This window comes from Pseudoalteromonas sp. FUC4 (assembly GCF_008370255.1).
In the GTDB taxonomy this organism is placed as follows: domain Bacteria; phylum Pseudomonadota; class Gammaproteobacteria; order Enterobacterales; family Alteromonadaceae; genus Pseudoalteromonas.
On sequence record NZ_SEUI01000001.1, the window covers coordinates 49,547 to 64,326 of the forward strand.

The window sequence follows — 14,780 nt, forward strand, 5'->3', positions numbered from 1 at the left end:
ATGAAGATTAAACGTTTTTTTGCTAAAGATATGCGCACAGCACTTAAAGAAGTTAAAGATGAGTTAGGTGTTGATGCGGTTATTATGTCAAATAAAAAGCTAGCTAACGGTGTAGAAATTGTAGCGGCAGTTGATTATGACAAAGCAACCCCTAAAGTAGCAGTGCAACCACAACGTACTGCTGAGCCTCGTGCTCAAGCGCCACAGCAAAGCATGCATAATTTTATAAAACCAGAGCCTCAGCGTGCCAAACCTGAGCCTCAAGCAAAAGTGGCTGACAGCTTACAAGCATTATTAGAGCGTCAATCACCGCGTCCACGTTCTCCTGAACTAGCATCTATGTTTTCACAATCGGGTATTGATACTACTGATAACTATCAAGAACCTGCTGCGCAGCCACGTACTAAAAATATGTTTGCACGTGATGATGAAGCCCAGACACGTCCACAAACTCAAGCCGATAGCTTAGGTTTTGATGATTTAGACCGTGACTTTGATGATTTAGATAGCCCGGTAACTACTCGCCCACAAAATAAAAATAATGAAAGCGAAGAAATGACAACAATGCGTGAAGAAATGAACGCAATTCGTCAATTATTAGAACATCAAGTATCGGGTTTAATGCAGCAAGACATGGCACGTCGCGACCCAACTCGTGCTTGTATGGTTGACCGTTTGGTTGGCATGGGTATTGATAAAGAAGTCGCGCAGCAAATGGCATGTTTTGTACCTGACGATGTATCTCGTCAACAAGGTTGGAAAGCATTGCTAACAATGGTTGAGGATCAAATGCAAACAACCAATAACGAAATACTTCGCCAAGGTGGTGTATATGCGTTAGTGGGTCCAACAGGTGTGGGCAAAACCACGACAGTTGCTAAGCTTGCAGCGTTAGGTGCACAAAAGTATGGCGCTGATAAAGTGGCCTTAATAACCACGGATACATACAGAATTGGTGCTTATGAGCAGCTTGCAACTTACGGCCGTATTATTGGTTGTGGTGTTAAACAAGTTAAAGATGCTAATGAGTTAGCTGAAGTTTTATATCATTTACGAAATAAACGTCTAGTGTTAATTGATACGGCAGGTATGAGCCAACGAGATTTACGCTTAACTGAGCAGTTAAATACATTGATGCGCAACCAGCGTGTGGACATTCGCAACTACCTGGTACTCAGTGCCACAGCGCAAATGAATGTATTACAAGAAACTGTACGCCACTTTAAAAAAGTACATTTAAGTGGTTGTATTTTCACCAAGTTAGATGAATCATTAAGTTTGGGTGAGATTATTAGTATTGCCATTCAAAATCGCCTTCCAATAGGGTATCTTACTAACGGACAACGAGTACCAGAAGATATTCGTGTTGCAAATGCTGAAAAACTAGTAAAAAAGGCTGAGCAATTATATTTAAAAAGAACAAAAGCACAACATTCAAGGCATCAAGCAGTGGCGCCAAGTACAGTAGGGATGTATGATTAACACAGTATTAGATCAAGCAAGCGGCCTGCGCAAAATGAGTCAAAACAATAACAACGGCGTTAAAGTTATCGCTGTAACCGGTGGTAAAGGTGGGGTGGGGAAAACAAATGTTTCTCTAAATACCGCTATTGCACTAGGGCAGCAAGGTAATAGAGTACTAGTACTGGATGCTGACTTAGGTTTAGCTAATTGTGATGTGATGCTTGGTTTACGTGTAGAGCGTAATTTGTCACATGTTTTGTCTGGTGAATGTGAGCTTGACGAAATTTTAGTTGAAGGTCCTGCTGGTATTAAAATTGTACCCGCTACATCGGGTTCGCAAAGTATGGTTGAGTTATCACCATCGGAGCATGCTGGACTAATTCGTGCGTTTAGCGAATTGAATACCGAATTTGATATTTTAATTGTAGATACGGCCGCTGGTATTTCAGACATGGTGCTGAGCTTTTCTCGAGCAGCACAAGATGTAATGGTTGTAGTGTGCGATGAACCAACATCAATCACGGATGCTTACGCACTTATTAAAGTATTAAGCCGTGAGCATGGCGTTTATAAATTTAAAATTGTTGCCAATATGGTCCGCAGTATGCGTGAAGGCACTGAATTATTTGCAAAGCTATCTAAGGTTACCGATCGCTTTTTAGATGTGTCAATGGAGCTAGTAGCAACGGTTCCTTATGACGAAAATATGCGCAAAGCAACGCGTCGTCAAAAAGTAATAGTAGAGCTATTTCCTAATTCGCCAGCCGCTCTTGCGTTTAAAACGCTGGCAACAAAAGCAGTTAAATGGCCAATACCAAACCAACCATCTGGGCATTTAGAGTTTTTCATTGAGAAACTAGTAAACGGCTAATTATGACAATATTGGTGAATAGAGCTATGGGATATCAATCAACACAAAACTTAAATGTGATTGTTGAGAAGCATGCATCACTTGTCAAAAAAGTGGCATGCCATCTAATTGCTCGATTACCACCTAGCGTTCAGCTTGATGATTTAATTCAATCAGGAATGATAGGCTTAATAGAAGCTTCAAAAAACTTTGATGCAACAAAAGGCGCAAGCTTCGAAACTTTTGCTGGCATTCGTATTCGCGGTGCTATGCTTGATGAAATGCGCCGTGGTGATTGGGCTCCTCGTTCAGTACACCGTAAAAGTCGGCAAGTTGCAGAAGCAATTACTGGGCTCGAAAGTAGTCTTAATCGCGAACCAACAGATACAGAAGTTGCTGAAAAACTTGAAATTTCACTCAATGAGTACCATCATATTTTAAATGATGTGAATGCAAGTAAAATACTAGGTATTGAAGACCTTGGTGTTGATGAGGATGTTATTACTCCCGTAGGCCAAGATTTAGCGCAAGATAAGCCTTTCAATAATGTTAAAAATGATCGGTTTAATGAGTCTTTGCTAAGTGCAATTAAATCATTACCAGAGCGTGATGCAATGGTGCTTTCTTTGTACTATAACGATGAAATGAATTTAAAAGAAATAGGACATATACTCGATGTAAGTGAATCGCGTGTAAGTCAGATACATGGTCAGGCGATGATTAAGCTCAAAGCTAAAATCAATGACTGGATAAATTAGTAGTAAGTAAACAAAGGTTAATACCTCACTGGGGGATGTTTTGGATAAAAACATGAAAATTCTTGTAGTTGATGATTTTTCAACGATGAGACGCATTATAAAAAACCTGTTACGTGATTTAGGTTTCACTAACGTTCAAGAAGCTGATGACGGCTCTACGGCTTTGCCTATGCTACAAAATCAAGTGTTTGATTTTGTAGTTACGGATTGGAATATGCCTGGAATGCAAGGTATTGACCTTTTAAGGGCAATTCGTGCAGATGATAAGTTAAAACATATCCCTGTATTAATGGTAACGGCAGAAGCTAAAAAAGAACAAATAATAGCTGCAGCGCAAGCTGGTGTTAATGGTTATATTGTTAAGCCTTTTACGGCTGGAACATTAAAAACTAAGTTAGAAAAAGTATTTGAACGCTTAGGCTAATGATGGGGGAGAGGCTTATGCCAGCACCAGCTGCACCTCAAATAACGTTAGAACAAGCTCGTCAGCTCGTTGTTTTTTTAGAAAATGATGAGCAAGATAAAGCAAATCAGTTGATTTTAGAGACTGCCTCGCAAGAGCAGTCTGAATTATTTGCTGAAGTTGGAAAGTTGACCCGTCAATTGCACGAAGCCCTTAAAAGTTTTGATCTTGATACTCGTTTAACTGATTTAACAACCGATGCTATTCCAGATGCTAAAAAGCGGCTTAATTATGTTATAGAAATGACAGAAAGCGCGGCTAATAAAACAATGGATGCAGTGGAAGCGAGTCTTCCTATAGCCCAGCAATTAGCAGATGAAATATCTCATATCAAACCGACATGGGATCGTTTAATGAGCCGCGAAATTGAGTTGGGTGAGTTTAAACAACTTTGTCACAGTATCGATAAATTTATGAATAACTCTCATCATAAAACAGATGAGCTTCAAAGCTTAATGACAAATGTACTAATGGCTCAAGACTATCAAGACTTAACAGGCCAAGTTATTCGCCGTGTTATAGAACTTGTTAGGGAAGTAGAAGAAAGCCTACTTCATCTTTTAACAGCGTTTGCTGAACAAGATGATAGTGACAGCACAGTGAATAAAGTAGAACAACAAAAAATAAAAGAACCAGTTGCCACACAAACTTTAGCAGGTCCTGAAGGCCCTATTATTGATAAAGAATCGCGTAACGATGTTGTATCTGATCAAGATGAAGTCGATGATCTTTTATCAAGTTTGGGCTTCTAAGAGGAGAGTAACTGCATGTTTGAAGTCGATGAAGATATTTTACAAGACTTTCTCGTAGAGGCAGGAGAAATCCTAGAGCTTTTATCTGAACAGTTGGTTGAACTGGAAAATAATCCAGAAGATACAGAGTTACTAAACGCTATATTTAGAGGCTTTCACACTGTAAAAGGTGGTGCAGGCTTTTTAGCTATGACAGAACTTGTTGATGCTTGTCATGGTGCTGAAAACGTATTTGATTTATTACGTCAAGGCGTGAGGACGGTCAATTCAGAATTAATGGATGTTATTTTACAAGCGCTCGACACCATTAATGAAATGTTCGCTACTATCCAGAATAGGGATAAACCAGAACCTGCAGATCCTGAATTACTTCATACCCTTCATATTTTAGGTCTACCTCCAACAGAAGATGGGCGTAACGGTGTATCTTCGAACAATGAAGTTGAACAACCTCAAAACGAAGTAGTTGATACGGCCATAGTTGATGACGAAGATCCGTTTGCATTTGATGGACTATTTAGCGGAACGCCTTTGGTTAGCGATGCTGAAATTGATGAAATAACTGAAGACGAATTTGAAAACTTACTGGATGAACTACACGGTAAAGGACAAGGTCCTGTAATTGAGAAGCCAGTAGCAAGCAGCAATGATTTTAATGGTGACATTACTGATGATGAATTTGATAACTTATTAGATGAGTTACATGGAGTCGGCAGTTTTGGTGATGTTGCTAGCAAAGTACCTGTAGAACCAGCAAAATCAGTCTCAAACACGGTTAATTCATCAGATGATGAAATTAGTGATGACGAGTTTGAAGCACTCCTTGATGAACTTCATGGTAAAGGTACTGCACCTAAATCAATAGAAAGCACGCCAGCTGTGAATCAGCCCAGTATTCCTGAAACACCAGTTGTTAAAGCTAGTGAGCCTGTAAAAAAACCAGAGCCTGCCAAAGCACCTGTTTCTAAACCGGTAGAAAAGCCTGTTGTGAAAGCAGCGCCCGCAGCGGCAAAAAAATCAGCGCCGCCTGCAGCAGAAACTACCGTTCGTGTAGATACAAAACGACTTGACCAGATTATGAATATGGTCGGTGAGTTAGTCCTTGTGCGAAACCGCTTAGTGAGTCTTGCGACTAACTCTGATAGCGAGGCGATGGGTAAAGCTATCTCTAATCTTGATGTAGTAACTGCTGATATTCAAGGTGCAGTTATGCAAACACGAATGCAGCCAATTAAAAAGGTATTTGGTCGTTTCCCTCGCGTGGTACGTGATTTAGCGCGCAGCTTAAATAAAGATATTAATTTACAACTTGTTGGTGAAGAAACCGATTTAGATAAAAATTTGGTGGAAGCACTTGCCGATCCGCTTGTGCATTTAGTTCGAAATTCAGTTGACCATGGTATTGAAATGCCTGCTGTTCGTGAGGCAGCAGGTAAGTCTAGAACAGGTAATGTTACTCTATCAGCGTCTCAAGAAGGCGATCATATCTTGCTAACCATTAAAGATGATGGCGCTGGTATGGATGCTGAAAAGCTGAAAAAAATAGCAATTAGTAAAGGCGTGCTCGATCATGACCAAGCGAGTCGACTTTCTGACACCGAAGCGTATAACTTGATTTTTGCACCCGGCTTTTCTACAAAAGAAGAGATATCTGATATTTCAGGTCGTGGTGTAGGTATGGACGTGGTGAAAACTAAAATCACCCAATTGAACGGTTCAGTAAGTATTCAATCTGAGTTAGGCGTAGGTACTATTTTAGAAATAAAAGTACCACTTACCTTGGCTATATTACCGACCTTAATGGTGATTGTTGGCTCACAAACATTTGCGTTACCACTTGCCGGTGTGAGTGAAATATTCAACTTAGATTTAACTAAGACAAATGTCGTTGATGGGCAATTAACAATTATTGTGCGTAAAAAGGCAATACCGTTATTTTACCTTGAGCACTGGTTAGTAAAGGGCTCAGATCGCTCTCAGCGAAAAGCAAATGGCCACGTAGTTATTGTCCAAATTGGTACCAAGCAAATAGGTTTTGTTGTTGACTCATTAATTGGTCAAGAAGAAGTTGTAATTAAACCACTTGATGCATTACTTCAAGGCACGCCAGGTATGGCGGGTGCTACGATAACTTCAGATGGTGGCATTGCACTGATTTTAGACGTTCCAAACATGTTAAAACATTACGCAGGCTGATAATAAAGTAGGTATATTAAATATATACCTACATATAAATTTAATAAGAGAGTTAAATGGCCGTTAAAGTTTTAGTTGTTGATGATTCAAGCTTTTTTCGTCGTAGGGTTAGCGAAATACTTGAACAAGATAGCGACATACAAGTTATAGGCTTTGCTGTGAATGGCAGAGAGGCTGTTGAAAAAGCAGCTCAACTACGTCCTGATATGATCACTATGGATGTCGAAATGCCTGTGCTTGATGGTATTAGTGCAGTTAAAGAGATAATGGCGAGTAATCCAACGCCCATCTTAATGTTTTCATCACTTACACGTGATGGCGCAACAGCAACGTTTGATGCGCTAGATGCTGGCGCGATGGATTTTTTACCGAAAAAATTCGAAGACATTGCACGCAATAACGAAGACGCAATTAAGCTTTTGCAAAGTAAAGTAAAAGATATAGGGCGAAGACGTTTACCGCGAACATTTAGAGCTGCAACACCAGCTAAACCAGTCATTTCAACCAAGCCAACAGTAAGTTCACTCTCGCAAAGAGCAAGCACATCAACAACTCAAATCAGGCAGCCTGATAGAAGCTTTCAAAGAGCTACGCCAGTTGCATCGACAAGTACAAATGTGGCCTCAATGCGAGCGAGTGGAAAACAATATCAACTTTTAGCTATTGGTACCTCTACAGGTGGCCCTGTTGCACTGCAAACTATACTGACTCAATTGCCAGCTAATTTTCCTCATCCTATTTTACTTATTCAGCATATGCCCGCTGCATTTACACCTGCATTTGCAGCGCGCTTAAATGGGCTGTGCCAAATAAAAGTTAAAGAAGCACAACAAGGTGACCGCCTACAGCCAGGAACTGCTTATTTAGCACCCGGTGGACAGCAGATGATGGTAGAAGGGCGTGGCGGTAATAGAACTCTGCGCGTATTTGAAGATCATAGTGAGAGAATCAGTTATAAACCGAGCGTAGATGTAACTTTTGCAAGTGCAGCTAAGGCATATCAAGGTGATGTACTTGCTATTGTTTTAACAGGTATGGGCGCAGATGGTCGCGATGGTGCGAGAATGTTGAAACAAACGGGTGCAACTATTTGGGCGCAGGATGAGAAAAGCTGCGTTGTTTATGGTATGCCTCAAGCAATTACTAATGCGGGGCTTTCAAGTGAAAGCTTAGCACTGAGTGATGTTGCAGCGTGCATAAAAAGAGAGGTAGGTTGTGGATAAACTCTCAATATTTGGGCTACTTGTAGCACTAGGTGCAATAGGTTTAGGGTATTCTTTAGAAGGCGGCGTGGTTTCTGCTTTATTTAATGGTCCAGCCCTTATAATTGTATTAGGCGGCACGCTTGGTGCTGTTATGTTGCAAACATCAGCAAGTACCTTTAAAAAAATGCTAAATATGAGCACGTGGGTTTTTGTTGCGCCACAATACGATATTGAAGACGCAATAGAGCAAGTTAAACGATGGTCTCATAAAGCGCGTCAAGAAGGTTATTTAGCACTTGAAAATGAAGCGCTGGCTCACCCAGATGCGTATGCTGCAAAGGGTCTAAGCTTACTTGTAGATGGCTGCTCAGAGCAAAAGCTACGTGACACACTGGAAATTGATTTACTGCTGGAGCGCGATCGTTTACTTGAAGCTGCGCGTGTTTATGAAGCAATGGGGGGTTACAGTCCTACCATAGGGATTTTAGGTGCCGTGCTTGGTTTAATACAGGCAATGTCGTTTATTACTGACCCGCAAATGCTTGGTGCGGGCGTTGCAACGGCATTTATTGCGACCATTTATGGTGTTGGCTTAGCTAATTTATTGTTTTTACCTATGGCAAATAAGTTAAAGCAGCGTGTAGAGCAAAAAATGCTTTACCATGAAATGTTTGCTGAAGGAATCATCGCAATAAGCGTTGGCGAAAGCCCAGTAAATATAGAACTAAAGCTTGAAGCCTACCGCGTAGAGCGTCCTAATTTAGTGGACGAATAATATGTTACGCCGACGACTTCGTCATTCTGCTCCTAAAAGCCAACATACAGAACGCTGGCTTGTATCGTATGCCGATTACATGACCATTATGTTTGCCTTTTTTGTAGTGCTGTATGCAATAGCGATTAACAAAGAAGAGCAATTTCAAATACTCTCAGACTCCCTCGAACATGTTTTTGATAAATCAGCCCGCCAATACTCTGGTCAAGGTGAAGGCGTCAATGGTAATGGGATATTGACCGATAGAGTGACACCTGAACAAGAAGTTCTTTACGGTGAAAGTATTTTAAAAGAAGAACAAGGACCAGAGTTACTCGACGGTCAAAGTGATACAAGTAACATACAACAAAAATATCTAGGAAAGCCTCTCGACAGCTTATTAACTAAATTACAGTCAGCGCTTATTGATGAAATTCGTGATGGAGAAGCTAGTTTAGAGCTTAACCAAGATTGGCTAATTATAGAGCTAAACTCTGGCATGCTATTTTCAAGTGGTAGCTCAGTGGCACACTCTAGGGCAAAACAAGTCGTCAAGATTGTTAAAGATATCATTGCCCCAGTAGATAACTATGTAAGAGTTCGTGGTTATACTGATGATGAGAGTATTCGTAATGAAATATTTCGCTCAAATTGGGAGCTTTCTGTAGCTAGAGCCACGTCTATTTTGGTAGAACTTGAAGCATTAGGTATTAATTCTGCCAGAATGGCGATAGAAGGTTATGGCCAATACTCACCTTTTGCAAGTAACGACACAGAGCAAGGGCGAGCAGAGAATCGTAAGGTTGTTATCGCACTTTCTAAGTATGGGCTACCACAAAAAAAAGATATTGAAAGTGATGAGCAATCTGATGAACCTTTAGTGGCCGAGCCTGAAATTGAACTACCTTCAGATGACGATACAATAAAAATAATTCGTTTGCCCCATGGTGGTATTCGCATAACAACGCGCAATGAACAGTAATTAGGATGTAATGTGAAGATTTGGACTGTCGCTAATCAAAAGGGGGGAGTTGGTAAAACAACAACTGCAGTGAGCCTTGCTGGTATTTTGGCCTTGCAAGGTAAGCGTGTGTTGCTTATAGATACAGATCCTCATGCATCACTCACTTATTACTTTGGCATTGACTCAGAAGATTTAGAAGTCAGTGTGTACGATATTTTTGCACGTGGAACAAGCATGCAAAGTGAAGAGATACTTCAAGCTTTATGCCCATCAACACTTGATAATCTAGATATTTTACCTGCAACTATGGCAATAGCTACGCTTGACAGAAGTATGGGTAATAAAACAGGCATGGGGTTAATACTAAAAAAAGCGCTTGCAAAAATAAGCGAACATTATGATTATGCCATTTTAGATTGCCCTCCGGTTTTAGGCGTGCTGATGGTGAATGCGCTTGCAGCAAGCGAGCGGATTTTAGTGCCAGTGCAAACGGAGTTTTTAGCACTCAAAGGGCTTGATAGAATGATGCGTACTATGGATTTGATGCAATCCTCTCAAGCAAAAGATTACCAATATACTATAATTCCTACCATGTACGACAAACGTACCAAAGCATCGCTAGAGGCATACAAAACATTGCAAAGTACATATGGTGATAAAGTTTGGCCAGGTGTGATACCGGTGGATACCAAATTTAGAGATGCAAGCTTTGCACAAAAAGTACCTGTAGAGTATTGTCCTCGCTCACGCGGTGTATACGCATATAAAGCACTGCTAGAATATTTAATTGAACAAGGTTAATGAATGAGTAAGCAATTGTTTGCTAATGAAAAAGTAATGAAACAATACCTCGGGGCTTTGTTATGTGAAGATGAGCCTGTAGATAACCTTGAGCCAGTTGCAAAATTACTTGAGCAAATCCCAGATGATTCACAACACAAGCATATTCATTCAAAACCTAAAGAACAATTAAAAGCAGCAGAGAGCACATTTGATAATGGCTTACTTAATGTTGAAATTGAGCCAATAGCTGAGCCAGCGTTTGAAACCGAAAAAGTTAATGAAGTGGTTGACGAGAAAGTAATAGCACCTGCAATTACTACTATAGAAAAGCCAGAGCTGGAGATTGTAACTACTAGCCAATCAGACTATTTTGATGGTGAATTTCAGGCACTATTTTTTGAAGTTGCTGGCTTGACCTTGGCTGTGCCATTAAAAGCACTCGGTGGAATACATCAATTAGGTGAAGTAAATCATTTGTTTGGTAAGCCGAAATGGTTTAAAGGCGTTATGCTCAACAGAGAAGAGAAGCTTAATGTTGTTGATACGGCGCGTTGGGTAATGCCAGAAAAGTATGATGATAAATTAGAGGCATCTCTAGATTATCAATATTTAATTATCTTAGGCGATAGCCAGTGGGGTTTATTGGCTGAAAAGTTGATAAATAACATTACATTGAGTAAAGAAGATGTAAAATGGCGTACAAATAAAAGTAAGCGCCCATGGCTTGCTGGCGTTATAAAAGAAAAAATGTGTGCTTTGATAGACGTAGATAATTTAAATATATTATTAGAGAAAGGCTTAGATAGCCGTCAGTAGTAATGACCATTACGGGGTAATAGCATGAATCAAGATAAATTACTGTCAGCAAATAAAAACGCGGATAATAATGATGAAATTTTACAGTGGGTTACGTTTAAGTTAGAAGAAGAAACTTACGGCGTAAATGTAATGCAAGTTCAAGAAATACTGCGCTACACTGAAATAGCCCCTGTACCAGGTGCACCTTCTTATGTGATTGGTATTATTAACTTACGCGGCAACGTTGTTACAGTTATTGATACACGTGCACGTTTTGGTTTGTTAGCTGCTGATGCAACTGACAATTCTCGTATATTAATTATCGAAGCTGAAGAGCAAGTTATTGGTATTTTAGCTGATAGCGTATCTGAAGTGGTTTATTTACGCAGCTCTGAAATCGACAGTGCACCAAATGTAGGTACTGAAGAAAGTGCTAAGTTTATTCAAGGTGTTTGTAACCGCGATAACGAATTACTGATTTTGGTTGATTTAAATAAGTTACTCAGTGATGACGAATGGGATGAGTTAAGCGATATATAAGCTTTACCAAATAAATTATGCTGTTACTTAGTATAGCTATATCAGCGTTAGCGGTAGGACTTATATCGCTTGCGCTAATAATTGCATTAAAAAATAAACAAGCGAATGAAATTAATGCTGTATCGCAGCAGCTTAAAGATAGTTCAGAACAAACTCATATTTTGCGCAGTGAAATATCAGAGCTTAGAACAGGGCTCTTAAGTATTGGTAAGCGCGTGCTTGAGGTTGAGCAACAAAATCAAGATTTAATGCAACAACAAGCAGCGCAAAAGTACGATGATCCTGATGCTAAAATTTACTCTCGTGCTGTAAAAATGGTTGAGTTAGGTGCAGACCTTGATGAAGTCATACGCGAGTGCGAATTACCGCGAGCAGAAGCCGAATTACTATTTTCATTACATAAACAAAAAGGCGCTTAGCGCCTTTTTAGTTATAAGCGTATAAATAATCTCACGCTTTAATATTTAACTTACCTTGAAAGTCCTGCCAACCTGGTGGAAATTGACCTCTTAATACATACGAAAACGCAATAAGCTCTGCAATAACATAATAAAGCTCTTTAGGAATTTCTTCCCCTAAGCTTAAATGCGACAACGTTTTAGCAAGTGCTGCATCTTCGTGGATCATAATTCCTTTTAGTTTAGCCGCTGCTATTATTTCATCAGCTAATTCACCAAATCCCTTAACACTTACAGTGGGTGTGTTACCAGCTTCGTACAAAAGCCCAATGGCTGATTTATTAATCGGTGTTTTACTCATAGCTAAACCTTAATATTAATAATTGCGTGAGACTTATAGAATGCCTGATTGTTGGCATCGCCTCGCTTTAAGTTGAGCTCGCCAACTTGTAAGCCATGTTTAGCTAGTTTTGATCTTAAATTATCTAAGTGAGGGTGAGCAATTGCACTTACTTCTTGGCTTGATGCTAGTAGTTGGCAATCAAGTGCTTTATCCATTAACTCTGCAGTAATTTGTAGCTGCCCAAGTTGGGCATAATCAAAGTTTAATCTGACAAACCATACATTTTTATCTTCTAATTTACCGGCGCTTGGCTTTTTATACTGCCCAAGGATTATTTCTGTTTGGGCTACTTCTGGAGGTAATCTCATCGGTAATAAAAATTGTGCAAGCGGGTTTGTGTCCGGCTGTTGATTTGGTGTTGAGACACTTACTTGGGTAAGTGTGTTTTTAACGTGCACGATTTCGCTGGCCAAAGCTTGTACTTGAGCTTGTTGAAGCTGTTCAAGCATTTTTGCTCCCGTGTTACCCATTTTAAAAGTAGGTATAAGTACTTGTAAGAGGGCATCTAAGCCAGTTTGATTATTAACACTAATAGGCGTTACTGATTGGCTAATCAGAGGCGCAGCTAAAATACTCACAGCCACCTGTTCAAGCCCTTTAGTGAAACTACTTTGCAGCATATCACCCGCTAGTTGAGTGGGCTGTAAAGTAGCAAGTATCTCACGCTGTATGGTTGTAGGGTTTATGTTATTACTTGAAACCATACGGTTAAATGCTTGATTAATTAAGCGAGTTAAATCAGGAGTGTCTTTTGTTGCCTTATTTGTAATATCAGTAATTTGACTGCTTAAAAGCTGTTTATTGTAAGCCAGCCTATCTGTAGGGGTTGTGGCATCAGGAAGCTTTAATAATGTACTTAATATTTTTGCTTCTATTGGTTGTAGCATTTGACTACGAGAGTGCGCATTTGATAACGGCTCAGTTAACAAGGTAATGCTTTTAGTGATCACTGTGCTTGTGTTGTTTTGATTATTATCGTTTATTGCAAGCTGTGCTGAGGAGGTGGTAAGTCCCTTAGTGACTACTTCATTGGTAGGATTAAGCAAAGTGTTTGATTTACTGTTTTCACTAGTAATAAGGGAGCTTAATTGGCTTGCTTTTAAATCACTTGGCTTAGCGCTCGCCACTTCACCTAGGGTAGTATTATTTGTTATTGGCGTGTAGGTTGTTGCTGTGTTTGCAGGTGTTTGCCAAACACTAACACTTCCTTTTACTAGTTGCGTTAATTGTACAATCGGCGGGAGCCTTGAAAAGTGCTCAGACAAAATATTGCTCGTATTGTTATTTAACGCAGTACTCACACTTTGAGTAATGTTAACTCTATTTAGCGGTGATTCACTCAGTTGTATAGCTAAAGACGTTTTTTGTTGCGTAGGCAAGGTTGATAGCTGCGTTAGCTCAGATTTACTTATTGTAGCAAAAGGCTTATTTTCAAAATATTTAACCGCATCATTAATTCGCGTTTTTAAATCACTAAAACTATTTTGTAGCCACGATTTTATTGGACTATTTAGGGTCAATAATGGATTTACTTTAATATTACTCGCAGAAACGGCTACTTCAGGTGCATTGCTTTTTTGCGCTAAAAGTAACTCGTTAAATGGTTTTGAGAATGAGTTGTTAAGCGTTACTTTTATATTGTTTGTATCGGTTTTAATAAATAATTTATCTGCCTGGTTCACTAAATTTACTTTAATAGGCGTATTAGGTAGCTCGGCAAGTTGTTGATTATTAATGGGTGTTGTAAATGAACCTGACTTTTGAGGATGAGTTAAAATAGCCAGTTTTGGTGTTACTTGAAGCTGCGCACTGGGTAATAAGGCCGCGAGTAAATTAGTAAGTTTAGTTTGGCTAAGTGGTTGCGAGTGAACCGTATCAGCAAAGCGGTTAATAACATTAATCTGTGCGCCTTTATTGGTCGTACTAACAACTACTTTTAAAGGCTGTTCAGTTGTAAGTAACTGGGCTATGTCTTTATTTATGGCAATACTTGCGTTGAGTTTATCAATAACTAACTTGGGAGAAGGGGATACAGCAACTTGTACATCCATTGGTTGGCTTTGTATCTCAGTGCCCGTGCTTACATAATTTAACAAGCGCTGTAATTGTACCGGCTGATTTAAAGTAAGGGTTGTACTGTTTGGCGAGATGTTGAGTTGCTTACCATCAGGGCTGATTTGTATGTTAGCACTGACTATTTTTTGCAGGTTTTGTGGTGCGCTTGTAGTGCCAAGCCTTAATGTTTGCCAATGCTTATCAATAAATACATCAAGCGTAATCGAGTCTTTCGAAAATTGGATGTTTTTAGCCGCAAGTACCTCACTAGGTAACTGGGGTAACTCATTGGTCTGGCTGTGAGCAGATTGATTGATAACCAATGAGTTAGATAATGTTATTTGCGTTGGTGTATTCATTATTTTAAATCAAGTTTTTGTTAATCGATTATAAAGCA

Annotated in this window: 15 protein-coding genes; 13 read left to right on the forward strand and 2 right to left on the reverse strand. The window is 39.6% G+C overall.

Annotation, left to right across the window (positions count from 1 at the left end; translation table 11 throughout):
• The 13 genes from flhF to EU510_RS00280 are packed head-to-tail and all read left to right on the forward strand — an operon-like array spanning position 1 to position 11,946.
• The gene (flhF, locus tag EU510_RS00220; RefSeq protein ID WP_149591764.1) at positions 1-1,482 is read left to right on the forward strand and encodes a flagellar biosynthesis protein FlhF; all 1,482 of its coding nucleotides are present in this window, start codon (positions 1-3) and stop codon (positions 1,480-1,482) included.
• The gene (locus tag EU510_RS00225) at positions 1,475-2,335 is read left to right on the forward strand and encodes a MinD/ParA family protein (RefSeq protein WP_002959312.1); all 861 of its coding nucleotides are present in this window, start codon (positions 1,475-1,477) and stop codon (positions 2,333-2,335) included. The genes flhF and EU510_RS00225 overlap by 8 nt, the downstream gene beginning before the upstream one ends.
• A 26-nt stretch (positions 2,336-2,361) precedes the next feature.
• On the forward strand, positions 2,362-3,072 hold the full coding sequence (locus tag EU510_RS00230; protein ID WP_033012732.1) for an RNA polymerase sigma factor FliA: 711 nt from the start codon (positions 2,362-2,364) through the stop codon (positions 3,070-3,072).
• 40 nt (positions 3,073-3,112) lie between these two features.
• Positions 3,113-3,496 (forward strand): chemotaxis response regulator CheY, encoded by a 384-nt coding sequence (gene cheY, locus EU510_RS00235; protein WP_008132609.1) that lies wholly within the window; start codon positions 3,113-3,115, stop codon positions 3,494-3,496.
• Positions 3,497-3,513: 17 nt separating this feature from the next.
• Positions 3,514-4,287, forward strand: a complete 774-nt coding sequence (locus EU510_RS00240; RefSeq protein ID WP_149591765.1) for a protein phosphatase CheZ — start codon at positions 3,514-3,516, stop codon at positions 4,285-4,287.
• A 15-nt stretch (positions 4,288-4,302) separates the two neighbouring features.
• Positions 4,303-6,483: a chemotaxis protein CheA gene (locus tag EU510_RS00245; protein WP_149591766.1), complete on the forward strand. Its 2,181-nt coding sequence runs from the start codon at positions 4,303-4,305 to the stop codon at positions 6,481-6,483.
• Positions 6,484-6,539: 56 nt separating this feature from the next.
• A complete protein-coding gene (locus EU510_RS00250; RefSeq protein WP_149591767.1) occupies positions 6,540-7,706 on the forward strand; it encodes a chemotaxis response regulator protein-glutamate methylesterase in 1,167 nt (388 codons plus the stop codon).
• Positions 7,699-8,463, forward strand: coding sequence for a flagellar motor protein (locus tag EU510_RS00255; protein ID WP_149591768.1), 765 nt, complete (start codon positions 7,699-7,701; stop codon positions 8,461-8,463). Before EU510_RS00250 ends, EU510_RS00255 begins: the two co-directional genes overlap by 8 nt.
• Before the next feature lies 1 nt (position 8,464).
• Positions 8,465-9,424, forward strand: coding sequence for a flagellar motor protein MotB (locus EU510_RS00260; RefSeq protein WP_149591769.1), 960 nt, complete (start codon positions 8,465-8,467; stop codon positions 9,422-9,424).
• A gap of 12 nt (positions 9,425-9,436) precedes the next feature.
• On the forward strand, positions 9,437-10,207 hold the full coding sequence (locus EU510_RS00265) for a ParA family protein (protein WP_149591770.1): 771 nt from the start codon (positions 9,437-9,439) through the stop codon (positions 10,205-10,207).
• A 3-nt stretch (positions 10,208-10,210) separates the two neighbouring features.
• The gene (locus EU510_RS00270; RefSeq protein ID WP_149591771.1) at positions 10,211-11,005 is read left to right on the forward strand and encodes a chemotaxis protein CheW; all 795 of its coding nucleotides are present in this window, start codon (positions 10,211-10,213) and stop codon (positions 11,003-11,005) included.
• A gap of 24 nt (positions 11,006-11,029) precedes the next feature.
• Positions 11,030-11,527, forward strand: a complete 498-nt coding sequence (locus tag EU510_RS00275; protein ID WP_002959294.1) for a chemotaxis protein CheW — start codon at positions 11,030-11,032, stop codon at positions 11,525-11,527.
• A gap of 17 nt (positions 11,528-11,544) precedes the next feature.
• Positions 11,545-11,946 (forward strand): DUF2802 domain-containing protein, encoded by a 402-nt coding sequence (locus EU510_RS00280; protein ID WP_149591772.1) that lies wholly within the window; start codon positions 11,545-11,547, stop codon positions 11,944-11,946.
• Positions 11,947-11,977: 31 nt separating this feature from the next.
• Here EU510_RS00280 and EU510_RS00285 read toward each other — a convergent pair whose 3' ends face one another.
• Positions 11,978-12,286: an EscU/YscU/HrcU family type III secretion system export apparatus switch protein gene (locus tag EU510_RS00285; protein WP_149591773.1), complete on the reverse strand. Its 309-nt coding sequence runs from the start codon at positions 12,284-12,286 to the stop codon at positions 11,978-11,980.
• A 2-nt stretch (positions 12,287-12,288) separates the two neighbouring features.
• Positions 12,289-14,742 carry a flagellar hook-length control protein FliK gene (locus tag EU510_RS00290; protein ID WP_149591774.1) on the reverse strand — a complete coding sequence of 818 codons (2,454 nt, stop codon included), beginning with the start codon at positions 14,740-14,742 and terminating at the stop codon, positions 12,289-12,291.
• Between the last annotated feature and the right edge of the window lie 38 nt (positions 14,743-14,780).